At 47.1% G+C, this 22,781-nt stretch carries 19 protein-coding genes; 9 read left to right on the top strand and 10 right to left on the bottom strand.

Features of this window, described 5'->3' with window-relative positions; all coding sequences use genetic code 11:
• Nucleotides 1–16: 16 nt before the first annotated feature.
• Nucleotides 17–1,528, bottom strand: a complete 1,512-nt coding sequence (gene zwf / locus NST07_RS17245; RefSeq protein WP_342479836.1) for a glucose-6-phosphate dehydrogenase — start codon at nt 1,526–1,528, stop codon at nt 17–19.
• 99 nt (nt 1,529–1,627) lie between these two features.
• Between zwf and NST07_RS17240 the strand changes: the two genes are divergently transcribed.
• Nucleotides 1,628–2,515, top strand: coding sequence for a LysR family transcriptional regulator (locus NST07_RS17240; RefSeq protein WP_038592247.1), 888 nt, complete (start codon nt 1,628–1,630; stop codon nt 2,513–2,515).
• A 186-nt stretch (nt 2,516–2,701) separates the two neighbouring features.
• Nucleotides 2,702–4,062, top strand: a protein-coding gene (locus tag NST07_RS17235; RefSeq protein WP_341377036.1) for an IS1182 family transposase whose coding sequence is annotated in 2 segments (ribosomal slippage) — nt 2,702–3,269 and nt 3,269–4,062 — 1,362 coding nt in all. Because the reading frame shifts where the segments join, the coding sequence is not laid out codon by codon here.
• Nucleotides 4,063–4,220: 158 nt separating this feature from the next.
• On the opposite strand, the gene NST07_RS17230 is transcribed toward NST07_RS17235, so the two are convergent.
• Nucleotides 4,221–5,393, bottom strand: a complete 1,173-nt coding sequence (locus tag NST07_RS17230) for an MFS transporter (protein ID WP_342479835.1) — start codon at nt 5,391–5,393, stop codon at nt 4,221–4,223.
• A gap of 439 nt (nt 5,394–5,832) precedes the next feature.
• Here NST07_RS17230 and nrdI point away from each other — a divergent pair, with 439 nt between their 5' ends.
• Genes nrdI through nrdF form a run of 3 tightly spaced genes read left to right on the top strand, consistent with a single transcriptional unit; the run spans nt 5,833 to nt 9,263 of the window.
• Nucleotides 5,833–6,192, top strand: coding sequence for a class Ib ribonucleoside-diphosphate reductase assembly flavoprotein NrdI (gene nrdI, locus NST07_RS17225; protein WP_038592234.1), 360 nt, complete (start codon nt 5,833–5,835; stop codon nt 6,190–6,192).
• Nucleotides 6,179–8,263: a class 1b ribonucleoside-diphosphate reductase subunit alpha gene (gene nrdE / locus NST07_RS17220; protein WP_342479834.1), complete on the top strand. Its 2,085-nt coding sequence runs from the start codon at nt 6,179–6,181 to the stop codon at nt 8,261–8,263. Before nrdI ends, nrdE begins: the two co-directional genes overlap by 14 nt.
• A gap of 40 nt (nt 8,264–8,303) precedes the next feature.
• Nucleotides 8,304–9,263: a class 1b ribonucleoside-diphosphate reductase subunit beta gene (gene nrdF / locus NST07_RS17215; protein WP_341378689.1), complete on the top strand. Its 960-nt coding sequence runs from the start codon at nt 8,304–8,306 to the stop codon at nt 9,261–9,263.
• Between the two features lie 93 nt (nt 9,264–9,356).
• Here nrdF and NST07_RS17210 read toward each other — a convergent pair whose 3' ends face one another.
• From NST07_RS17210 to NST07_RS17190, 5 genes are all read right to left on the bottom strand, one after another.
• The gene (locus NST07_RS17210) at nt 9,357–11,612 is read right to left on the bottom strand and encodes an excinuclease ABC subunit UvrA (protein ID WP_342479833.1); all 2,256 of its coding nucleotides are present in this window, start codon (nt 11,610–11,612) and stop codon (nt 9,357–9,359) included.
• Between the two features lie 466 nt (nt 11,613–12,078).
• Entirely contained in the window at nt 12,079–13,119 is a 1,041-nt protein-coding gene (locus NST07_RS17205; RefSeq protein ID WP_341093306.1) for an NADH:flavin oxidoreductase, read from the bottom strand.
• A 57-nt stretch (nt 13,120–13,176) separates the two neighbouring features.
• The gene (locus tag NST07_RS17200; protein ID WP_342479832.1) at nt 13,177–14,205 is read right to left on the bottom strand and encodes an NADH:flavin oxidoreductase/NADH oxidase; all 1,029 of its coding nucleotides are present in this window, start codon (nt 14,203–14,205) and stop codon (nt 13,177–13,179) included.
• A gap of 82 nt (nt 14,206–14,287) precedes the next feature.
• On the bottom strand, nt 14,288–14,932 hold the full coding sequence (locus NST07_RS17195) for an SDR family oxidoreductase (protein WP_341097676.1): 645 nt from the start codon (nt 14,930–14,932) through the stop codon (nt 14,288–14,290).
• A 151-nt stretch (nt 14,933–15,083) separates the two neighbouring features.
• The gene (locus tag NST07_RS17190; RefSeq protein ID WP_341093303.1) at nt 15,084–15,542 is read right to left on the bottom strand and encodes a MarR family transcriptional regulator; all 459 of its coding nucleotides are present in this window, start codon (nt 15,540–15,542) and stop codon (nt 15,084–15,086) included.
• Between the two features lie 176 nt (nt 15,543–15,718).
• Between NST07_RS17190 and NST07_RS17185 the strand changes: the two genes are divergently transcribed.
• Complete coding sequence (locus tag NST07_RS17185; protein ID WP_341093301.1) at nt 15,719–16,426, top strand: alpha/beta hydrolase; 708 nt, start codon at nt 15,719–15,721, stop codon at nt 16,424–16,426.
• Nucleotides 16,427–16,524: 98 nt separating this feature from the next.
• Here the strand turns inward: NST07_RS17185 and NST07_RS17180 are convergent, their stop codons facing one another.
• From NST07_RS17180 to NST07_RS17170, 3 genes are all read right to left on the bottom strand, one after another.
• Nucleotides 16,525–17,400 carry a DMT family transporter gene (locus NST07_RS17180; RefSeq protein WP_341093299.1) on the bottom strand — a complete coding sequence of 292 codons (876 nt, stop codon included), beginning with the start codon at nt 17,398–17,400 and terminating at the stop codon, nt 16,525–16,527.
• A gap of 146 nt (nt 17,401–17,546) precedes the next feature.
• On the bottom strand, nt 17,547–18,662 hold the full coding sequence (locus NST07_RS17175) for a HAMP domain-containing sensor histidine kinase (RefSeq protein ID WP_342479831.1): 1,116 nt from the start codon (nt 18,660–18,662) through the stop codon (nt 17,547–17,549).
• Nucleotide 18,663: 1 nt separating this feature from the next.
• The gene (locus tag NST07_RS17170) at nt 18,664–19,392 is read right to left on the bottom strand and encodes a response regulator transcription factor (RefSeq protein ID WP_341097675.1); all 729 of its coding nucleotides are present in this window, start codon (nt 19,390–19,392) and stop codon (nt 18,664–18,666) included.
• 192 nt (nt 19,393–19,584) lie between these two features.
• On the opposite strand from NST07_RS17170, the gene NST07_RS17165 reads away from it, so the two are divergent.
• From NST07_RS17165 to NST07_RS17155, 3 genes are read left to right on the top strand one after another with little or no spacing between them, the layout of a single operon-like run.
• Nucleotides 19,585–20,460 (top strand): ABC transporter ATP-binding protein, encoded by an 876-nt coding sequence (locus NST07_RS17165; RefSeq protein WP_341093295.1) that lies wholly within the window; start codon nt 19,585–19,587, stop codon nt 20,458–20,460.
• Nucleotides 20,457–22,055, top strand: coding sequence for a hypothetical protein (locus NST07_RS17160; RefSeq protein ID WP_342479830.1), 1,599 nt, complete (start codon nt 20,457–20,459; stop codon nt 22,053–22,055). The genes NST07_RS17165 and NST07_RS17160 overlap by 4 nt, the downstream gene beginning before the upstream one ends.
• Entirely contained in the window at nt 22,052–22,663 is a 612-nt protein-coding gene (locus tag NST07_RS17155; protein ID WP_341378682.1) for a DUF4097 family beta strand repeat-containing protein, read from the top strand. Before NST07_RS17160 ends, NST07_RS17155 begins: the two co-directional genes overlap by 4 nt.
• Nucleotides 22,664–22,781 lie beyond the last annotated feature (118 nt).

Here is a 22,781-nt window from a genome sequence, read left to right as displayed (position 1 = left end):
TGAACTAATATTAGTTTTAAAAATTTGAAGCATCAGGCAAAGATAGCTCGCTTACTTCTTCAATCGCAGAGTCGAGCCACCAGTGATTTCCATCCTTCGCCAGCAGCTGATTCGATTCTTCAGGTCCGAACGTGCCCGCAGCGTAGGAATGAAGAGGAGTCGTATTCTTGTCAAAAGCATTCAGGATCGGCTGCACCCATTTCCAGGACAGCTCCACCTCATTCCAATGTGCAAAAAATGACGGATCTCCGTGTAAGGCATCATAAATCAGGTTCTCATAAGCCTCAGGGATCTCAATAGATCTGGTATGGAAGTCAATATGCATTGCTTTGAACTTCCCCTTATGCTGGGGATCTCTTGCCTTGAGCTGTAGCGTAATCCCCTCGTTCGGGCTGATCTCGAACACCAGAAGATTGGGGATATCATCCTCGGCGGCTGACGAGTTCTGCTTGAGCGGCTCTTTGAATTCAATCACAATCCGTGTTGATTTCTCTTTCATTCTCTTCCCGGTTCGGATATAGAACGGCACACCTTTCCAGAATGGATCATCGATCGTAAGTCTGGCTGCAATAAATGTATCGTTCATCGAACCTGCCGGAATTCCCGGTTCAGAGAGATAGCCTGGAACCGGCTTGCCATTGATGGTACCAGCAGTGTACTGCCCACGGATCACTTTAAACTGGATATCCGCTTCTTCCAACGGTTCCAGGGCTTCCATAACTTCTTTTTTCTTGTAGCGCACCTCGTCTGCGGAGCTGTCTTTCGGCAAGCGGATCGCAAGCATCATCAGCAGCTGCAGCATATGATTCTGGAACATGTCTCTCAGTGCACCCACATGATCGTAATAACCCGCTCTTTCTTCCACGCCCACCGTTTCCCCCGCAGTAATCTGCACGTTGGCAATGTAGCGGTTGTTCCAAAGTGCGTGAAGCACCGGATTCGTTTGCTGGAATACATCCAGCTCCTGCACCATAGGCTTGCCCAGGTAATGGTCGATCCGGAAAATTTCATCCTCACTAAACGCCTCGCTCAGCTTCAGATTCAGCGCCTGCGCAGACTGCAGGTCATGTCCGAAGGGCTTCTCAATCACCAGACGTTTCCAGCCTTTGGCGGCACCCAGGCCACTTTCCTTAATGTTCAAGGCAATCGGCTCAAAAAACTCAGGACCGACAGATAAATAGAACATCCGGTTCGGGGAACTGCCCATGTTTTCTTCCTGCTTCTCAATCCGCTGCAGCAGTTTAAGATAATCCTCTGTATGCCCTACATCCAGCACATTATATCGGAAGGCCTTCAGGAAGCTGCGCACGGACGCAGAAACATTCACTTCCCGCCGGGAGAAATCCCGGATAGACCGCTCCACCATAGCCTGAAAGGCTTCATCAGCAAGTTCTCTTCTGCCAAGACCAATCACAGAGAATGAATGGTGCAGCTTGTGGTCGAGAAACAGATTATACAGCGCGGGGTAGATTTTTCTTCGGGCCAAATCCCCTGTCGCTCCAAATAAAACAAATGTGGTTGCCTCCATCTCCATTCTCCTTTTGCTCTGGTTTATCTTTCCTGGTTACACTATAATACAAATACGATCCATACAAGTAATTAATATATTTCACAGGAGCTATAGACCATGTCTATGAACAATTTCGAGCTATACAAGGTTTTTTACTGGGCAGCTAAGACTGGAAGCCTGACCCAAGCCGCCAAATCCCTGTACATTACCCAGCCAAGCGTCAGTCATGCGATTAAGCAACTGGAGGACAGCTTCGGCCTTACCCTCTTCACCCGGAATTCCAAGGGCGTCGTGCTGACACCTGAGGGGGCCACTTTGTACTCCTATATTGAACAATCCCATATCCTTATCACCCAAGCCGAGAAGAAAATGGCCGAGCTCAAAAACCTTGACAACGGCGAACTGCGGATTGGCGGCAGTGATTCACTGTTCAAGCATTATCTGCTGCCTTTTATCGAAATCTTTCACCAGCGCTACCCTGGCATCCGGCTTCATCTGATCCACGGAACGACACCGGAGGTCATTTCATATTTAAAAGAAGGCCTCGTCGATCTGGGCGTAGTGCGCATGCCGATCACCGACCCCCAGCTTGAGGTGCGGCAGGGACTTCAGCTGCAGGACTGTTTCATCGCGGGCAGTCACTATGCCGAGTTGAACCAGAAGGTGCTCTCGATTGAGGAACTGCTTCAGTACCCCATTATCCTCTTCTCCCGCAGCAGCCGCGCACGTATGGCGATTACGGACTTGTTCCAAGGCTACGGATATGAGTTGAAGCCCGAATTCGAGGTCGGCAGCGTTGGCCTGCTGATCGAGTTTGCCCGCAAAGGACTCGGCATCTCGTTCGTGACCCGGGAATTCGTGTCCAAGGAGCTGGAGGAAGGTTCTCTCTTCGAGATTCAACTGGATGTTCAGCTTCCCCCTGCCCGGGTGGGCATGATGACCATGCGCAACATGCCGCTGACGACCGCAGCCAGCAAGTTCATTGAGATTACTAAGGGAGACTGAAATACATTGAGTATGATTGAATTTAGGATTTTCCCATTTCGGGGAGAACGTAAAAAGCCGCTATTTAAGCGGCTCAGGCTGTCGAGAAAGTCTCGACAGCCTTATTTATATGTAAATAATTTAAGACGACACCGCGTTAATGTTGTATAATATAGGTAACTATTTATAGAACGGATGGTGTTTGGTATGTTGCGGTCCAACCGAGAAAAACAGCAAGCCTACGAGTTTGTTTCAATCGAAGATCTAGTGCCACAAGACCATTTGCTGCGCAAAGTAGATAAATATATCGATTTTTCCTTTATCGATGAAATAGTTCGACCGTTATACTGTGCAGATAATGGTCGTCCTGCCATTGATCCTGTCGTCTTATTTAAAATGATTTTTCTCGGTTACTTTTACGGTATTCGTTCTGAACGTCAATTGGAGCGAGAGATCCAAACCAATTTAGCCTATCGCTGGTTTTTAGGACTGGGATTGACAGATAAGGTTCCAGACCATTCGACGATTAGCTGGAACCGACGAACCCGGTTTAAAGATACGAGCATCTTCCAAGATATTTTCGATGAGATTGTTCTCCAAGCAATCTCACACCGAATGGTTGGCGGACGTGTTCTCGTAACCGACTCTACTCATGTGAAGGCCAATGCGAATAAACACCAGTACACGAAACAACAAGTGCTACAAAATACCAAGGATTACGTGGACGAGCTCAATGCCGCCGTGGCCGAAGACCGGAAAGAGCATGGAAAAAAGCCCTAAAACTCAGAGAGGAAGTGAACGAAGAAAAAGAAATTAAAGTGAGCAAAACCGATCCAGACAGTGGATATATGATTCGAGATGGCAAACCAGAAGGCTTCTTTTATTTGGACCACCGTACAGTCGATACCAAATACAATCTCATTACTGATGTGCACGTGACGCCCGGAAATGTTCATGATTCCGTGCCCTATTTGTTGCGTTTAGATCGCCAACGAGAACGTTTTGGATTTGCCGTAGAAGCTGTTGCACTTGATTCAGGTTATTTGACTACACCGATTTGCCGGGGACTACAACGTCGAAAGATCTTTGCCGTGATTGCTCACCGGAGATTTCATCCCAAGCAAGGCTTGTTTCCGAAGTGGAAGTTTACCTTTGATGCCGAACGTAATCTATATGTTTGTCCAGCGAGTCACGAACTGAAATACCGAACCACAGACCGCAAGGGTTACCGGCAGTACGCTTCCGATCCGGAACATTGCAAAAGTTGCCCGTTGCTGGAGCAATGTACACAGTCCCGAAATCATCGAAAAGTGGTGACGAGGCACGTGTGGGAGGACAGCAAAGAATGGGTCCGTAAAAACCGGCTAAGCACGTCCGGCAAGAAGTTATACCGCAAACGAAAAGAGACAATAGAGCGAAGCTTCGCGGATGCTAAAGAGCTCCATGGGTTTCGCTATTGCCGTTTGCGCGGACTTCCAAACGTCAGGGAACAAGCACTGATGACGGCTTCCGTGCAGAACATGAAAAAGATAGCGATCCACCTGGATCGCCTGGAAAAGCGGGGGTAACCCCCTCCTTTTCCCCATTTCACCTCTGCCTGAACGTAAAAAGAAACCCACAGTCATAAAAATGACCTGGGTTTCTCGACAATCTGAGCCGCTATTTAAGCGGCTTTCTATTTGACCTTTATAAAAGGATCGCTCCTGCAGTTCCAAATGCGCTTGTCCTATTGAACCTTACGTTTGTAAACTATGTTAACCATTTCAGAAGATACCAGCATGATGCTAAAAAGAATGAGCAGAATAACAGGAACCATAATCATTCCCAATTGACTTGCAAATATCCCCATCAACGATGGGATAAGTGTTGAACCCGTATAAGCGCTTGCCATTGCAAGTCCAATGACACTTGGGGAAGCTATTTTGCCAAAACGTTCCGGTGTGGAATGAACAATACTTGGATAAATTGGTGCTCCGCCCAACCCCACAATAAATAGGGCACCTGCAGAAATCCAATAATGGACTGGCATAACAAGAATCAAAAGTCCAAAACAGCCCACGATTCCACCATATCTTATCAGGTTTTTACTGGATACGTTTGTCGACAGAAATCCAGATATGATTCTTCCAATAATGATTCCAATATAGAATAAGGAAGATAAAGCTGCTGCTGTGCCAGGTGAAACCCCTTTATTCCCTATAAAAAAAGATGCCATCCATAGACCTGCAGCAGCTTCCGATCCATTGTAACAGAGCATGGTAACCATGGATATTTTCACCCCTGGGATTCGTAAAGCCTCTCTGTTGCTGATCAATTTCTTTTCGTCGCTTCCTTCTTCTATACTCTCCTTCTCAAAAATCTTCCATAAAGACAAAGACGCCAGTAATATCATCGCTATAGTAAGCAGAAGTAAGCCTACTGTAACGTATCCTGCACGCCAGCTGTTATCACGGTTCAGCCAAAACGACATTATTATTGGACCCGTAAATGCTCCAATTCCCCAAAAACAATGCAACCAGTTCATATGCTTGGCTTTGAAATGCAGTGCTACATAGTTACTCAATGCAGCGTCCACGGAACCTGCTCCTAAGCCCAAAGGAATAGCAAGTAGAATTAGAAATATAAAATCTGATGAAATAGAGAATCCAAGCAAAGCAATAGTCGTAGAGAGTATACTGAACAAGGTTACCTTCCCCGTACCGTATCTGTGCAACAATCTGCTGGCAAATAAACTCGATATTACCGTACAGAATGAGACTATTAACGATATATAACCTGCCATTTCCGTTGTAGCACCAATATCGTCTTGCATAATGGGCCAAGCGCTGCCTAGTAAAGCATCTGGCAATCCGAGACCCATAAATGCGAGATAAATAATCATTAGTAATAATGTAACCATCTTTAGGGTTCTCCTCTATTGGGGTATTTGTAATCTGATCCAACTTCAAATCGAAACACAAATATAATAATATTGATATTCTTTCATGGGATCTTGCTATATTTTGATTGATTATAGCAATATTCAGTCAACGGACCGTATAAAGACCAGATAATAAGGTAATGGGTAGCCCCCTTACAAATGTGTCAGCTACTTCAGAGGCGGAAAAGTGCTTGCACCGCCTGAAGTTATGGGATTCCGCTACTCTAGCAAAGCGCTTACTAGACGGATTTATAACGAATAAGGCGGTTTGTCAATATTGACTTTCCAACATATAGTGATTAAAATAAACAACGCACACTAAATATAGTGTTAATATGATTTTTCAGTATTTAAAACTAAGCAATTCAATCTTTACAATTTTAAGAGTAGTTTCAATATTTACAGGGGGACTGACACCATGCTAGTCGCGTATGATTCAAAAACAGGAAACGTCAAACGCTTCATCGGCAAGCTGAAGCTGCCGGCTGTGCAGATTGAGGAGCATATGACGATTGACGAGCCCTATGTGCTAATTACATATACCACCGGCTTTGGACAGATTCCAGAGAAGGTGTCTGCTTTCTTGGGGAATAATTATGCCAATCTGAAAGGCATTGCTGCCAGCGGCAATAAGAACTGGGGCAAGCTGTTCGCAAACAGTGCAGACTTGATTGCAGACCAGTACAATGTGCCGGTTATCGGTAAATTTGAGTTATCGGGTACATTTGGCGATGTGGAACGAATTAAACAGGAGGTGAGCCGGGTTGCGGCATATTGAACTGAATAACATGTTAATGAAGCGGGACGAGAGCGGCTTCTTTCAACTGGACAAAGACCTTGAGGCAGTAGCCGAATTTATGCGGGATGTAGAGCGGCGGAGCCTGGTTTTTGCAAATACAAAAGCTAAGGTCGATTACATGATTGAACAGGACTTCTACGAGAACTTTTACGGGCAGTACAGCGTAGAGGAAGTTGAGCAAGTCTACCAGACCGCCCATAGCTACAACTTCAGCTTCCCTTCCTATATGGCAGCTTCGAAGTTCTACATGGACTACGCTGTAAAAAGCAATGACCGCAAGCAATATCTGGAGCACTACCCGGATCGTGTGGCGGCAGTCGCCCTCCACCTGGGACGCGGCAACGCCGATACTGCCGGAGTGCTTGCCCGTTCGATGATGGAGCAGCGTCTGCAGCCGGCAACTCCAACCTTCCTGAATGCCGGTAAAAGCCGGCGCGGTGAGCTTGTCTCCTGCTTCCTTATCGAAATGGACGATTCGCTCAATTCGATCAACTATGTACTCAATACCTGCATGCAGCTGTCCAAGATCGGCGGCGGTGTGGCAGTCAACCTGTCCAAGCTGCGCTCACGCGGGGAGACGATCAAGGGTGTCGAGGATGCAGCCAAGGGCATCATGCCTGTGCTCAAGCTCATGGAGGACGGCTTCTCCTATGCTGATCAAATGGGTCAACGCAAAGGCTCAGGAGCAGCCTACTATAACATTTTTGGCTGGGATGTCCTGGAATTCCTCGACAGCAAGAAGATTAACGCCGACGAGAAAACAAGGCTTAAAACTCTGTCCATTGGGCTGATCATACCGAATCGCTTCTATAAGCTGGCGAAGGACAATGAACCGCTGCATGTATTTGCCCCATATACTGTGTACAAAGCCTATGGCACACATCTCGACGATATGGATCTGGATGACATGTACGATAAGCTGCTGGCCGATCCGCGTGTCAAGAAAAAGAAGGCCATGAGTGCACGCGATATGCTGACCAAAATTGCCATGATCCAGCTGGAATCCGGCTACCCTTATATTATGAACAAGAGCAACGCCAATGCGGCCCATGCCCTGAAAAATGTCGGACAGATCAAAATGTCCAACCTCTGTACCGAAATCTTCCAGCTCCAGGAGACCACCGAGATTGCCGATTACGGACAGGAGGATACCATCCGCCGCGATGTAAGCTGTAATCTGGCTTCCCTGAATATTGTCAACGTGATGGAGCACGGCAAGATCCGTGAATCCGTACATGAAGGTATGATCGCCCTGACTGCCGTCAGCGACATGACCAGTATCTCCAATGCCCCTGGCGTAGCTAAAGCGAACAAAGAGATGCACTCTGTTGGTCTAGGCGTCATGAATCTTCACGGCTATCTCGCGAAGAACAACATCGCTTATGAAAGCGAGCAAGCCCGCGACTTTGCCCGGACCTTCTTCATGACAATGAACTTCCACTCCCTGGAGAAGAGCATGGAGATCGCTGCTGCAACCGGCAGATCTTTCCATGGCTTCGAGGCATCAGACTACGCCACCGGCGTTTATTTTGAGCGTTACCTGACAACGGATTACCGTCCGGCTACACCAAGAGTGCAGGAGCTGTTCGGGGATATGTATATCCCGTCGCCTGCAGACTGGGAACAATTGCGGGATGCAGTAATGTCTAACGGTCTGTACCATGCTTACCGCCTGGCGATTGCGCCAACAGCCAGTATTTCCTATATCCAGAATGCCACTTCGAGCGTTATGCCGATTGTGGAGCAGATTGAGACCCGGACTTATGCCAATTCAACCACATACTATCCGATGCCGTACCTGCGGCCGGACAATGTGTTCTTCTATAAATCGGCTTACCAGATGGATCAGTTCAAGGTCATTGACCTGATCGCGGAAATTCAGCCTCATATCGACCAGGGCATCTCGACCGTGTTGCATGTCAACAGCGATGTATCCACCAGGGAACTGGCCCGCTCCTACCTGTATGCAGCACATAAAGGACTGAAGTCGCTGTATTACACCCGGACCAAAAAGCTGTCCGTCGAGGAATGCCTCACCTGCTCGATCTAAATGGAAGGCTATTGCCGTAAAAAAAGGAGATTGCACGATTATGAGCGCTATTCAAGCCGTTAACTGGAACCGTCCCGACGACGATTTCTCATTGATGTTCTGGAATCAGAACATTATGCAATTCTGGACGGATGATGAAATTCCATTGTCCGATGATAAAATGTCCTGGCTCACGCTCAGTGAGCGGGAAAAGGACTCTTATATGAAGGTGCTGGGCGGACTGACACTGCTGGATACGATTCAAGGAGGGGTCGGCATGCCCCAGATTATGGAGCATGTTGAAGGCCTTCAGCGCAAGGCCGTGCTGGGCTTCATGGGCATGATGGAACAGATTCACGCCAAGTCGTACAGCAGCATCTTCACCACATTAGCCTCCACAGAGGAGATAGACAGTGTATTCCGCTGGGTGGAAGAGAACCCGTACCTGCAGTTCAAGGCGGAGACCATATCACAATATTACAAAAATATAGACTCGCCTAAAGACCTGTATCTCGCTATGGCGGCCTCCGTGCTGCTGGAGAGCTACTTGTTCTACAGCGGCTTCTTCTATCCGCTGTATCTGGCCGGCCAGGGTAAAATGACCTGCAGCGGTGAGATCATCGACCTTATTTTGCGGGATGAGAGCATTCACGGGGTATATGTCGGGGTGCTCGCGCAGGAAATCTTTGACGGACTTGCGGAAGACGATCAGCGCGACCTGCACCAGACACTGGTGGGATTGCTCCGCCTGCTGCATGAGAATGAAGAACGTTATACGGAGCAGATCTATGCTCCCATCGGACTGGTGGACGAGGTCAAGACCTTCCTCAGATACAACGCTAACAAAGCGATGATGAATCTGGGCCATGATCCTTTGTTCGACGAGGAAGAGATCAATCCGATTGTCCAGAACGGCATCAGTACCCACACCAAGCAGCATGACTTCTTCTCGAAGAAAGGCAACGGATATATCCGGGCGCTTAACGTGGAACCGCTGAAGGATGAAGACTTTCAATTCTAACCTCATATGTAACTAACAATACCGCCCTTTTCGAGGGCGGTATTGTTAGTTACCATCATCTTAAATTAATTCGTTAACTCTTCCGGCCATTAATTACATCAGGTATCTTCCCGTGATCGACTGCTCCGCATGGATGATCTGCAGAGGTGTGCCTTCGAACACAACCTGACCGCCCTTGCTGCCTCCGTCCGGTCCCATATCAATGATCCAGTCCGCTTGGCTGATCACATCGAGGTTGTGCTCGATAACAATCACCGTATTGCCGGTATCCACGAGGCGGTTTATGATCTCCAGAAGGTGACCGATATCTGACATGTGGAGGCCGGTCGTCGGCTCGTCCATCACATAGATACTGCCCTTCTTATGCAGCTCGCTGGCCAGCTTGATGCGCTGGCATTCCCCGCCTGAAAGCGTGCTGAGCGGCTGGCCGAGTGTAATATAATTCAGCCCCACATCACTCATCGCCTGGAGCTTTCGCACAACCTCTTTTAGCTTAAAAAACGCCAATGCCTGCTCCACATTCATCTCCAGCACTTCTGCAATTGACTTGCCGTTCAGCTTGTACGCGAGCACCTCTTCTTTGAATCGTCTGCCTCCGCATACTTCGCAGGGCAGCTTCACGCTGTCGAGGAAGGCAAGGTCTGTGTACACAACACCCAGTCCCTGGCAGTTCTCACAAGCCCCCTTAGAGTTGAAGCTGAACAAACCTTGATTCACCTTGTTCGCGGATGCAAACGCCTTACGAACATCATCCATTATGCCTGTGTAGGTCGCGGGATTCGAACGTGTTGACACTCCTATTGCCGATTGGTCGATGACGATAGCGTCTGGATGCTGACTGAGGAAGACTTCGTTAATCATCGTGCTCTTACCGGAACCGGCAACACCCGTTACTACTGTCAGCACTCCGGTTGGAATATCTGCACTCACGTTCCGCAGGTTGTGAAGTGTCGCCTCCTTGATGGACAGCTTACCGGAAGGCTGCCTGCACTCTTGCTTCAACTGGAGCGGACGTTTCAGATGTGTGCCTGTCAGTGTACCGGCTTCCAGCAGGCCTTGGAAGCTTCCTTCATACACAATGCTGCCGCCATGGCTACCGGCGTGAGGCCCGACATCGACGATATGATCCGCCACCTTGATCACATCGGGATCATGCTCGACAACAATCACAGTATTCCCCTTGTCACGCAGCTTCTGCAGAAGTTCATTTAAAAGGTGAACATCACGGGGGTGCAGACCCACGCTGGGTTCATCGAAGATGTAGGTGACATCCACCAGACTGCCGCTCAGGTGCTTAACCATCTTGACGCGCTGTGACTCGCCGCCGGATAAAGTATCCGTTTCACGGTCCAGCGTTAAGTAATCAAGTCCGATATCCACCAGATGCTGCAACCGCTCCGTCAGCGACTTGACGACCGGCACGGCGACAGGGTTATCAATCTCACGAATGACGCGGATGAGGTTCCCGGCCTCCATGGAGGATAGCTCCGCAATATTGAGACCATTGATCCTGCAGCTGAGCGTAGCCTGACTGAGTCTCGCACCGTGGCAGCTGGAGCAAGGCCCCTCAGAAATATACGGCGCAACAGCTTTCTGTGTGCGCTCGGACTTCAGCTTCACATCCTGCTTGATATACTTATTGGTGAACTTCTCAATGACACCTTCTACTGTAATATTTGTTGCCTTGCCGGCGAAATCCATCTTAACTTTTCTTGCTTTGGCGTACAGCAGATGCTCCAGTTCCTCTTCCGAATAATCGTTCAGCTTCTTGTCGAGTTCAAAGTCTCCTGACTGTACGATCATGTTCCATTCCCAGCCGTTCACTGAATAGTCCGGCAGCAGAATAGCCCCTTCATGGAGTGACTTTGACTTGTCCAGCGCCTTGCTCATGTCGACGCCAAGCCGGCGGCCAAGTCCGTTACATTCGGGGCACATACCTTGCGGATCGTTAAACGAGAACATGTGCGCTTGTCCAACATAGGGCTGGCCTACCCGGGAGAAGAGAAGCCGGAGAATGGGAGAAATATCAGTAATCGTGCCCAACGTGGAATGGGATCCCCCACCCAGCCGCTTCTGATCCACAATAACAGCCATGCTAAGATTCTCAATCGTATCTGTATCCGGCTGCGGAACACGGGGCAGGAAACTCCGCACGAACATGCTGAAGTTCTCGTTCAGCAATCGTGTGGATTCTGCGGCGATCGTATCGAAGACGATCGATGACTTGCCGGATCCGGACACCCCGGTGAAGATCGTGATCTTCCGCTTTGGAATGCGCAAGGATACGTTCTTGAGATTGTTTTCCCTCGCACCCGAAATTACGATATACTCCTGATTCGATTCGCTCATGACAAACATCCCTCCGGGTAGTGTTAATTTCTATTTATATTCACATTGTACCATTCAACGTGTATAGATAGTCGGACAGCCCGAACTTCCACCCGTGTCCCCGTTAATTTAACATTTGGGGGCTGCATATTCTGTTACATGGATTGACGAACAAAAGAAAAACAAACAAAAGACCGGTATAATACCAGTCTTTTGTTTTCTATATTGAACTTGAGAATATACATTTAGGGAAAAGTGGCGGAGGGGAATTTGGGAACTGGAGGAGCGATAGCGCCCGCCTGAAAGCTTTCCGCAGGAAAGCTCGCTTCGGAAGCATGGGCAAGGTTGGATTTCTACCGCGATTCGCGGCTAAATTCAGGAAATCCAAATCTAACAGCGGCCGGAAGTCTAAACATTCACTGTAGTCACGGCCAATCCCAAAATAGAAGAATTATAAGTTCAATCTATATAGAGGTTTATTTACCGATCAATAAAGAGTTTTGAGTGCTTCAGGAGTAAATGGAATCAATTCATCCAATTTCCCATCCCGAATTTTACTGACCCATGCAGGGTCTACAAGCAAGGCTCTACCGATAGCAACCAGATCGAATTCTTGATTTTCGAGCTTTTGAACCAATCTCTCGATACTTGCATTCTCTGCACCTTTTCCTTCGGTGAAAAGAGTCATGAAATCACCATCAAGGCCAATCGAACCCACAGTAATAGTTGGTTTGCCTGTAAGCTTCTTAACCCAACCAGCAAGATTCAAGTCAGAGCCTTCAAATTCCGGTTCCCAGAAACGACGTGTCGAGCAATGAAAAATATCCACTCCAGCGTTAACCAAAGGTTGCAGAAATTGTTGAAGCTCGTCGGGTGTTTTCGCTAATTTGGCTGTATATTCCGTTCCTTTCCACTGTGAGATGCGCAGCACGATGGTAAAGTCGGGACCCACGGCTTGGCGGCAAGCCCGGATGACTTCTTCCGCAAAGCGGGTACGTGCAATCATGCTGCCTCCGTAACGATCTGTACGCTCATTAGTTTTCTCCCAAAAGAACTGGTCAATCAAATAGCCGTGAGCTCCATGGATTTCAATTCCATCAAAACCAATGCGCTTGGCTTCAGCTGCCGATTGTGCAAAAGCATCAACGATGTCACTGATTTCGGACTCGGAATAATCATTGACGTTGCCCCGTGCACCCATGTGCCAGATTTGAGGGATAATTTTGCCGCCGGCTTCATGAACCTCAGACACAACATTTGCCCAGCCATTCAATGCTTCTTCACCATAAAAGAAAGGGACATTCTCCTGATTTGATGCATCCGCATGATCAATAACCGTGCCTTCTGTTACGATCAGACCCACATTATTTTCGGCTCTCCGGCGATAGTATGCAGCAACGTCTGCTCCAGGAACCCCATTGGGCGACAGATTCCGGGTCATTGGCGCCATTACTGTCCGATTAGACAGATTAAGATTTCCTAAAGTAAAGGGACGGAGTAATGGTTGTACTGATTCGGTATTAAACATCATAAACCTCCTAAGTTTTTTTCGTATTAAACCCATTAATTTCTCGACAAATCGGGCTTAGAATCCAAATCCACTAGTATACTGTTTAGGAATTGCTGTTTCTTTTCTCAGCTTTGATGCAGCTTCTAAGGCCCAATATGGATTTCTCAGCATTCCTCTTCCGACAGCAATCAAATCTGCCTCTTCATTTCCTATGACTGCATTCGCCAAAATTGGATCATCCAATCTTCCAACAGCGATCACTGGAACATCGAGTGCTTGTTTGATATCTCTAGCGAGCGGTACTTGATAAGCTGCGTGAGTTCCTGGTCTGCCCCATGCAGCAATAGCTCCCTCGCCACCTGATGAAACATCAAACATGTCTACTCCTGCATCTTGATATTCCTTGGCAAAAGCAAGGCTTTCCTGAAGCCCATAACCACCTTCAACGTATTCTTTAGCTGATATACGCATGATTAGTGGCATGTCCTCCGGCATCTCGGCCTTTGCAGCCTGAATGACCTCCCGGCCAAATAATGTAAGATCTTTCCCATATTCATCGTCCCGTTTGTTCGTAAGCGGAGAATGAAATTGATGGATCAAATAGCCATGCGCGCCATGAAGCTCGATAGTATCGAATCCAGCCTGGACAGCTCGAGCTACAGCAGTGCGGAATTTCTCAACCATTCCTTTTACTTCTGCGGTGGTAAGTGCCCGGGGTTGTTTAGAATTTTCATCAAAAGCGATAGCTGACGGGGCTACGGGAACTTCAGCATCTTCCGCCTTGCGTCCAGCGTGCGCGAATTGGATTCCCACTTTGGCACCGTGACTATGACAAGCATCTACAATCCGTTTCAGAGCCGGAATCTGATCATCTGACCAAAGACCAAGATCGAAATCGGAAATGCGCCCATCGGGCTCCACATCAGTCATTTCAATTATGATTAAACCAGTTCCGCCTACAGCACGGCTAACATAGTGCATGTAATGCCAATCTGTGGAAATTCCATCTTTATTGTCGACGGAGTATTGACACATTGGAGGCATCACAACACGGTTTTTCAAATTTAAACTTTTAAAAGAATACGGACTAAACAAATCTTTCATGGATAAACGCTCCCTTTTGCTCTTATATGTTAAAGTTATCATGCATGCGCAAGCATGTATGTACTTTCAGGTTATGGTTTTTTCAGAACTTTTGCAATGCATCAGGAATCGGATCATAACCAGAAATCAGATCAAAAGCACGCTTATAGGTGTGCTTCTTTTCCAAAGCAGCCACAATGGTACGTGCTACATCTTCACGAGGGATACTGCCAACAGTGATATTCTCCGCAGCAGACACTTTTCCCGTTCCTGGTTCATTCAACAAAATTCCTGGACGTATAATCGTGTATGTCAGACTGCTGCTTTCGAGCACTTTGTCTGCATAATGCTTAGCTGCGTAATACGGTAGAATATTCTGGTGCCAGTTGTCCCGGTTATTCGCCTGAATTGCACTGACCATGATGAATCTGTCAATGCCTGCTTTTTCAGCAGCTTCAATAGTTTTTCCTGCACCGTCCAAATCAATTAACAGTGTTTTGTCATCACCCGTTTTTCCACCTGATCCAGCCGTAAACACAATAGCGTCACAACCCTTGGCGGCCGTTGCAATGGAGTCTACTGTCCCTTCCAAATCCGCGAGAACAGTTTCGACTCCCTGTTGTACAAATGCATCGGCTTGTTCTTTATTCCGTACCATCGCCCGGACGGTGTGATCTTTGCTTTCTTTCAACAGTTGAATAAGGTGCTGTCCGATTTGTCCATTCGATCCGACCACTAACACCTTGATAGCTACCCACTCCTCATCAGCTGAATTGAATTACAGTAACAATAAATAAGCATGCGCATGCATATAATTTAACGGATGAAAATAATTATGTCAAGTCTTATTCCTAAACTTAACCATCCACTCAACTCCAATAATAAGATCTCTGCACGGGTCACAAAAACAATTTTTTCGTGAGATTCTCTACTTCTGTATTAAATCCCTCTTTTTTCAGTTCTGTTTGTAAGACCTGATGAAAGGTCTGAAGTGCCCGCTGGTATTTATTCTCGCCTAACTCTGTAATTCGAGTATAAATACCACGCCGATCATCCTCACATATATGTCTTTCTAAAGCACCACATTTTTCAGCTTCCATTCTTACTACGAGTCTCGATGTAGCACTTTGACTTAGTCCCACAAGTTCTTGAAGTTGCTGTAGCCGTAATTTTTTATCCCCGGAATTGGTTATAAAATTTAAAACATAAAACTCCTTCAAAGATAAATTATAATTGTTCAGCAGAGCTTGTTCTAACTTTTCACTTAAATTTGTATTGATGCGGGACCAAGACAACCATACATCCAAAAGTTCGTTTTCATGTTGCAAGCTTAGATCACCACCTGTTTTTAAAGTCATTCGACATAGTTGCCTAATTGTATCAATCTAAATTGAAATGGTCAAAACTATGATTTGAATAAAGCAAAAAAAGGGACGCGTGATCATCCACGCGACCTGCTACTTCAATTATATCCTTAATTAACTATTAATTCATGGTATAATTGCTATTAATATTTTACAAAGAAGGTAATGAAATGATGAAGCAGGAATTGAAAATTGAGGGCATCCCAGCAATAGTATGGGGTGAGAAATCAAACAAACTATTTATTGCTGTCCACGGTAATATGTCCAACAAAGCAGATGATGCGATTGTTATCTTTGCTGAAGAAGCATCGGCACGGGGGTATCAGGTCCTTAGCTTTGATTTGCCTGAGCATGGTGACCGCGAAGAAGAGAAATACGCTTGCAAAGTTCAAAATTGTGTTCATGATCTTGAGATTATCATGCGTTATGCACAAAATCTATCGAATGACATCAGTATCTTTGCTTGTAGTATGGGGGCATACTTTAGCTTGCTTTCTTACAACAAGTTACCGCTTAAGCAGTCTCTGTTCCTTTCTCCAGTTCTGGATATGGAGCGAATTATCAAAGGTATGATGACATGGTTCAACGTAAGTGAAGAGAAATTAAAAGCTGAAAAAGAAGTTTCCACCCCTATCGGACAAATACTTTATTGGGATTATTATCAATATGTTAAATCACATCCTATCAATACATGGAAAAGTCCAACTGCAATTCTTTATGGCTCAGACGATAACTTGTGCGAGTTTGACGTAGTCTCTGCTTTTAGTGATCGGTTTCACTGTGAACTGGGCGTGATGGAGCATGGCGAACATTATTTTCACACCAAAGAGCAGCTGCAATTTTTCAGACAGTGGCTGCAAGAACATATCGCCGAATGATCTTCCCACTTAGGAATATGAAAAAGAGCCCTGCATAAGGGCTCTCCTACTCCGAAAGAAATGTGCACTTCATACATTCGAATGGAGTTTCCTAAATACTATTTTTTCTCGTTGATAACAAATAGAACACCTGTGAGAATTAGAATAGAGCCGATCCAAAACGCTACAACTATGTTCTCTCCTAGAACAAGCCATCCAAGTAATGTTCCAACCAGGGGTTGAAAGAAGAAAAATATTCCTCCACTTGAAGCGTTAAGCATTTGTAATCCACGATTCCAAAGTAGAAATCCGCCTGCTGTTGAAACAATACCCAAATATAAGAGTCCTCCCCAAATCGTCGGGTGAGCCAGTTGAGAGATACTAATCTCGTGTAACCGCGGCAATACAAAAGGAGTCAACACGATTAAGGCTACTAAGATGGAATAGGTGGTTACCACAATTTGTGAGTAATCACTTGGCAAACGTTTTACAAGTACAGACATGAGGCCCCATGTTAATGCAGCAATAAGCAGGGCAATACCTCCAAGTGTACTGGATAAATTCACATCACCAATTCCAACAATGAGAAGCACCCCAATTGTCGCTAATAAAACAGAGATTCCCTTTTTTAGTGTCAACTGTTCTTTAAGAATAAGGCGAGCAAAAATAACCATGAATGCTGGGGTTGAAGAAGTTATAATGGCTCCCATTTGTGCTGTGGATAACATGGTACCAGTTTCCTGTGCAACAATTGAAATCGTATTACCAATGAGCCCAATAGCTACGATTAAGATAAAATAACGTTTCTCAATTCGCCAGTTCTGTCGTGTGATGAAGCCGATAACTAGAAGTGCAACAATGGCTACTAAATATCTCATCCATACAAGTTCTAATGGAGGTATGACCGATACTACAATTTTAACAACAACGTACATACCGCCCCAGATCATGGAAGCTAAAGTTAAATATAAAGAACCTAATAAGGTGTTTTTCATCTTTTATGTCCAAAACATCATATTCACCCCTATTCAATTTTATCCGTTTGTCCGAAGTCAGCTAATACTGCTCATGGAAGTTCCGGGTTTGATACAGCAACTTATTTTTTCATATCTTGTTTAAAATTTCAACTGATCTCTCAAGCTCAAGTAGACTTTTCATGCTCCCGGACAGGTAGACGGATATGAAATGTGGTTCCTTTACTTACTTCGCTATCTACAGTCAGGAAGCCCCCGTGTGCGAGGATCAGGTTTTTTACAATAGCCATACCTAGTCCTGTTCCCAGCTTATGGGAGCTGCCTTTTGCTCCGCGGTAATATTTTTGAAACAGATTGTTCAGCGTATCTTCGTCCATACCAGTGCCATTGTCGGAAATCATGATATTCACACTTTCCTCCCCTTCCCGCCGCACAGTCACGTGAATGGCAGTGCCTGCCGGATTGTGAAGTACAGCATTCATCAGCACATTTTGCAGCGCCCGGTAGAGCACCTTCTCGTCAGCAACAAGCTCCAGCGACTCTATCTCTGCCTCCAGGCTCAACAGGTAGGACACCGCTCTCGGATCATTGCCAACATCGGCAATCAGCCGCTGCAGGAATCCGATCAACTCCAGCGTGCCAAAATGCATGGGGAAGGAGGCATGATCCTCATTCATCTGAAAAGAGAGGTTAATGTCGCTGATCAATTCCTCCATATGCAGCCCTTTGGACTGGATTTCTTGCAGAAATGTCCGCTGTTCATCCGCGTTCCAGCTATACTCCTCGTTCAGAAGCAGAGCTGAGTATCCCGTGACATACGTTAACGGTGTTTTGAGATCATGCGAGATGCCGGCCACCCAATCTTTTTTGTTATCTTCAAGCTTGCGGCGTTCGAGTTCGGACTGCTTCAGGCTGGCGGACAGCGACTCGATGTTCACAATCAATTCACTGTACAGCCGGTATCTGGATTTGAGTTTCTGGTTCCGTTTGAAGATGCTCTGTGCCGCAGGCGGAGGTTCGAAATTCCCGCCCGATAAGGAAGCAATCCAAGACATCATGAATCTTAACGGACTCCCGAAATACCAGCCGAACAGTACGCTGCATCCGGTAATATTAAGTACAAATACCGCCAGAATGTACAGATCATAATACTCCTGCCCTTCCAGAAGGCCCAGCAGAGGAAACAGCACATCCACGGTAATCATCATGGTAATGCCGAGTCCAAGCATCCAGGCAATTAATCCGATGGCAAAATGGACACTGAACCGAAATCCCGTTTTCATCTCAGGTTCCCTTGACCGGCGGCACAAATTTATAACCGATCCCTCTCAGGTTAATGATCAGCTCAGGGGCTTTCGGATTGTCATCCAACTTTCTCCGGATCTTGGAAATATGAATAGTGACTGTTTTCTCATCGCCATACCCGGGGCTGCCCCATACCAGTTCATAGATTTGAGAGGTCGTATAGATCCGGTTCGGGTTCCGGCAAAAGAAGCTGAGCAGCTCCAACTCCTTGGCCGTACATTCCACAGTCTGTCCATTCACGATCAATGCGGCGTCCGCAGGCCTCAGAATAAAACGCCCGTAATTGTATTCTTTGTCCCCGGTACCTTCCGAATTCCCGTAAGAAGAGGCTTGGGTGAGATTCTGCCTTCTGAACAAAGCTTTGATCCGGGCAATGACCTCAAGCGGATTAAAAGGCTTCGTAATATAATCATCCCCGCCGATCCCGAGCCCGGTCAATTTATCAAAATCACTTGCGCAGGAGGTGATAAAAATAATAGGTGTGTCCGTATGCTTGCGGATCTCACGGCACAGGTCAAAGCCATTCACATCCCCCAGCATTACATCCAGCAGGATCAGGTTATAGGTATGATTTTTCACGAAAAATAATGCTTGTTCCCCGGTTGAGCAGCTTGTGATGTTATGGTAGCGCTCTTTCTTCAACGAAATCTCCAGCAAAGTCAAAATCCCCAGCTCATCATCGACCAGTAGAATTTTCTCTGCGTTCATATTGTCATTCAGCAACAGTATTTCCTCCCTGAGTGCATAAGTACTCTCTCAGTTTATCATTCCTTTTGGAATTTCTCTTCCCTGCTGTTTCCTTTTAACCGCAATTTTGCTTTGTTTTTACTTTTGTGGGCTAATCTTATGTTACGCCGCCAAGGAATGGTATGGCAATTGGATTGTGACGGAGGAATAGAGATGGAACTACAGATTGAACAGGTATCGAAAAGCTACGGCGCAAAGCAGGCCCTCAGCGGCATTACCTTGAAGCTCAAACAGGGTGTGACCGGACTGCTTGGCCCCAATGGTGCAGGTAAATCCACATTAATGCGGATGCTAGCGACTATTGAGAAACCCGGTCAAGGGAGCATCAAATGGAACGGTGTGGATATTGCCAGACAGCCGCAGGGTTTGCGGAAGGAGCTGGGATATTTGCCACAGGATTTCGGTGTGTATCCGAATCTGACCCCGCTTGAATTTCTGGAATACATAGCGGCAATGAAAGGCTTATCCGCCCAGTCTGCCCGGTCACGAATCAACGAACTGCTGGAAATCTTGAATCTCTCAAATGACCGGAAGAGATTACTCGGCGGGTTCTCGGGCGGCATGAGACAGCGGGTGGGCATTGCCCAATCCCTGCTTAATGATCCGTCGCTGCTCATTGTCGATGAACCTACGGTCGGGTTGGACCCCGGTGAAAGAATTGGGTTCCGCAATTTATTGTCCAGCTTATCGGGGAACAGAATCATTATTTTATCCACACATATCGTGACCGACATTGAGTCCATCGCTCCCTCCATCGCTCTGATGGCTAAGGGACGGCTTGTCAAGCATGCGGCACCGGAGAACTTGATTCAGAGTGTGGAGCAGAAAGTCTGGAACTGTGTCTTGCCTGCCTCCGCCCTGCCGGACATGCAGGCCAAATACACGATAAGCAGCGCCATTCAGCGCAGCGACGGCATCCACACCCGGATCGTTTCTGATCTGCGCCCCAGCGCAAACGCCACCCTGCTGCCCGCTTCACTGGAGGATGCGTACCTGTATACAGTGTCCTCGTTAGGAGTTCAGCCATGATCCGAACGCTCTCTGCCTACTTTTATTTAATCAAAAGCAATTTGAAAAGTCAGATGCGCAGCTATTCCTTCCTGCTCGTCATAGGAATCAGTGTGTTTGCCGGCTATGCCTGCGTACCGGATGCTGCTGCCGGGTATGAAATCTTTTATATCGGCGGAGTCAGAGGGATCTATAACTCGGCCTGGCTGGGCGGGCTTGCGGCAATGCTGTCCACAATGATGCTTTGGCTATTCGGTTTTTTCATGCTTCGAAGCCAAATATCGGGAGATGTGCGCCTGAAGCTCGGGCCGTTAATTGCCTCCACCCCTGTCCGAAAAATCAGGTATATCGCTAGTAAGGCGGCGGCCAATTTTGTGGTAATGCTGGTGATTGGAGCTGTCTTGCTGGTGGCCTTTATGGCCATGCAACTGCTGAGGGCAGAAGATTCCCAACTCCGGCTGATGGATTATATGGCTCCCTTTTTTTATTTAACCTTCCCCTCCCTGTTTCTGCTCTCTTCTTTAACCGTCCTGTTTGATGTGTTTCCCGGTTTGAAGGGAGTTATGGGAAATGTGCTGTTCTTCTGCCTATGGATCGCTATCGGTGTGATGTCCATTGCCGCGCCAAGCGATTGGGGGGATTTGTTCGGCATCAACGGTATTTTGAAAACGATGGCCCATAGTGCAGCTAAGCATTATCCTACCCTCTCTAGTATTGAGGAGAGCGGAAGCTTTGGATATTATCCGACACAAGGCCCGATCTCCACGTTTGTGTGGGAAGGCGTAGCATGGGATCATTCGCTTATCCTAATCCGGCTAGTCTGGATAGCTGCGGGTATAGTAGGTGTCGTCCTCTCTGCCCTGCTATTTCGGCGTTTTGAAAACTCGGAAAGCTCATCCAAAGTTCATCCTCTACTTGCTTCGGGCAAGGAAAAAACAACACCTTTGCCGCTTGCGCGCATAGAACACAGTGTCTCGCTGAAGCTGTCTCCAGCAGTAAAAGTGAAGAGTGCAAGGTTGCCCGGGCGGGTCAAAGCCGAGCTGAAGCTTATGCTGAAAGGCATGTCCCTGTGGTGGACGCTGCCCGCCATAGCGCTCATTTTGGGGCCTATGCTGATTACGTCAAACTCCATAAACAACTGGCTGCCCTTTATTATGATATGGCCTCTTGCTTTATGGTCGCAGTTGGGTACGCGGGATAAACATAATTTTACCACTGAACTTATCTTGTCCAGCAGTTCGCCGCTGGTGAAGTGGTTGACGGAATGGCTCTCTGGCGTCCTCATCACCTTGCTGTTTTCGACAGGTGCAATCACCCGCATTATCGTGGAGGGTCAGATGGCTTCCCTGTTGGCTTGGGGAACGGGTATCCTCTTTATTCCGACTTTGGCGCTTGCACTGGGCACATTAGGCGGCTCAAAGAAGCTGTTTGAGGTTATTTATTTGCTCTGGTGGTATGTGGGACCGCTCAATCATGTGCCCTCACTTGACTTTTTGGGGATATTCGAAAGGAACACTGCGCTTTATCTCATGTTGACTGTTCTTTTATTCGTTGCAGGCATAACCATCCGGCTCTTACAGACCGGTAATTTATCAATAAGAAGGAGATCCATATGACAAAATATAAAGGCAACAAATGGTTTGTCCTCATCGCGGCAGCATTCCTGATCCTCGTACTTGCGGGCTGCGGGGACAAAACCGTGGAGAAAACAGCTTCTTTCGAGGGCTCCAGGGTGCAGCAGATTGAAGTGAAAACTGAAGGACAATCCATTAAGGTGAGCCGTTCCAAAGATTCAGAAGTGAAGCTCCGTATGAAAACGAATGGCGGGCTGCCGGCGGCGCTGGAGGCGGGTGTGCTTACGGTTAACGCTGAACCGGCATCCGGATTCATCCATTTAAAGAATGAGACCGTATACCTGGAGCTGCCGGAACAAAGCTTTGAATCCATCCGTTTGGCCACAGCTTCCGGCAATATTACCTTTGAAGGCGAGGGACAGACAATCATGCTGGACGCTGATTCAGGCAATATCACCGTCAACGGTTTCACGGGGGAGATTGATGCATCTACCCAAACTGGCAAGATCAATTTAGGCATCGAAGCATCCACAGAGATTCACACGGATGGCGGCGGCCAAAGCCTGAAGGGCACGGTAGGCATAGCTAATACGGAAGCTTCTACACTGAGTGTACACTCAGCTTCAGGTAATATAAATTTGGAGAAGTAGATAGCCTCCGATAATCACCTGTTTATTCCGATGGCAGTTCTTCCATGGGCCAATCGGTCTGGAAATTAGTTATATTGTGTTCTTGGGAATCGTTTAGTTGGCAGTCTAAAAGCCCCCG

It is taken from the genome of Paenibacillus sp. FSL L8-0340 (assembly GCF_038593145.1).
Taxonomy (GTDB): Bacteria; Bacillota; Bacilli; order Paenibacillales; family Paenibacillaceae; genus Paenibacillus_AQ.
This window is presented reverse-complemented; position numbering and strand designations above follow the sequence as displayed.

What these genes read in the sequence shown, in the direction of transcription:
- zwf (WP_342479836.1), bottom strand. Translation starts at nt 1,528, where the DNA reads ATGGAGGCAACCACATTTGTTTTATTTGGAGCGACAGGGGATTTGGCC.
- NST07_RS17240 (WP_038592247.1), top strand. Translation starts at nt 1,628, where the DNA reads ATGTCTATGAACAATTTCGAGCTATACAAGGTTTTTTACTGGGCAGCT.
- NST07_RS17230 (WP_342479835.1), bottom strand. Translation starts at nt 5,393, where the DNA reads ATGGTTACATTATTACTAATGATTATTTATCTCGCATTTATGGGTCTC.
- nrdI (WP_038592234.1), top strand. Translation starts at nt 5,833, where the DNA reads ATGCTAGTCGCGTATGATTCAAAAACAGGAAACGTCAAACGCTTCATC.
- nrdF (WP_341378689.1), top strand. Translation starts at nt 8,304, where the DNA reads ATGAGCGCTATTCAAGCCGTTAACTGGAACCGTCCCGACGACGATTTC.
- NST07_RS17210 (WP_342479833.1), bottom strand. Translation starts at nt 11,612, where the DNA reads ATGAGCGAATCGAATCAGGAGTATATCGTAATTTCGGGTGCGAGGGAA.
- NST07_RS17205 (WP_341093306.1), bottom strand. Translation starts at nt 13,119, where the DNA reads ATGTTTAATACCGAATCAGTACAACCATTACTCCGTCCCTTTACTTTA.
- NST07_RS17200 (WP_342479832.1), bottom strand. Translation starts at nt 14,205, where the DNA reads ATGAAAGATTTGTTTAGTCCGTATTCTTTTAAAAGTTTAAATTTGAAA.
- NST07_RS17190 (WP_341093303.1), bottom strand. Translation starts at nt 15,542, where the DNA reads ATGACTTTAAAAACAGGTGGTGATCTAAGCTTGCAACATGAAAACGAA.
- NST07_RS17185 (WP_341093301.1), top strand. Translation starts at nt 15,719, where the DNA reads ATGATGAAGCAGGAATTGAAAATTGAGGGCATCCCAGCAATAGTATGG.
- NST07_RS17180 (WP_341093299.1), bottom strand. Translation starts at nt 17,400, where the DNA reads ATGAAAAACACCTTATTAGGTTCTTTATATTTAACTTTAGCTTCCATG.
- NST07_RS17175 (WP_342479831.1), bottom strand. Translation starts at nt 18,662, where the DNA reads ATGAAAACGGGATTTCGGTTCAGTGTCCATTTTGCCATCGGATTAATT.
- NST07_RS17170 (WP_341097675.1), bottom strand. Translation starts at nt 19,392, where the DNA reads ATGAACGCAGAGAAAATTCTACTGGTCGATGATGAGCTGGGGATTTTG.
- NST07_RS17165 (WP_341093295.1), top strand. Translation starts at nt 19,585, where the DNA reads ATGGAACTACAGATTGAACAGGTATCGAAAAGCTACGGCGCAAAGCAG.
- NST07_RS17160 (WP_342479830.1), top strand. Translation starts at nt 20,457, where the DNA reads ATGATCCGAACGCTCTCTGCCTACTTTTATTTAATCAAAAGCAATTTG.
- NST07_RS17155 (WP_341378682.1), top strand. Translation starts at nt 22,052, where the DNA reads ATGACAAAATATAAAGGCAACAAATGGTTTGTCCTCATCGCGGCAGCA.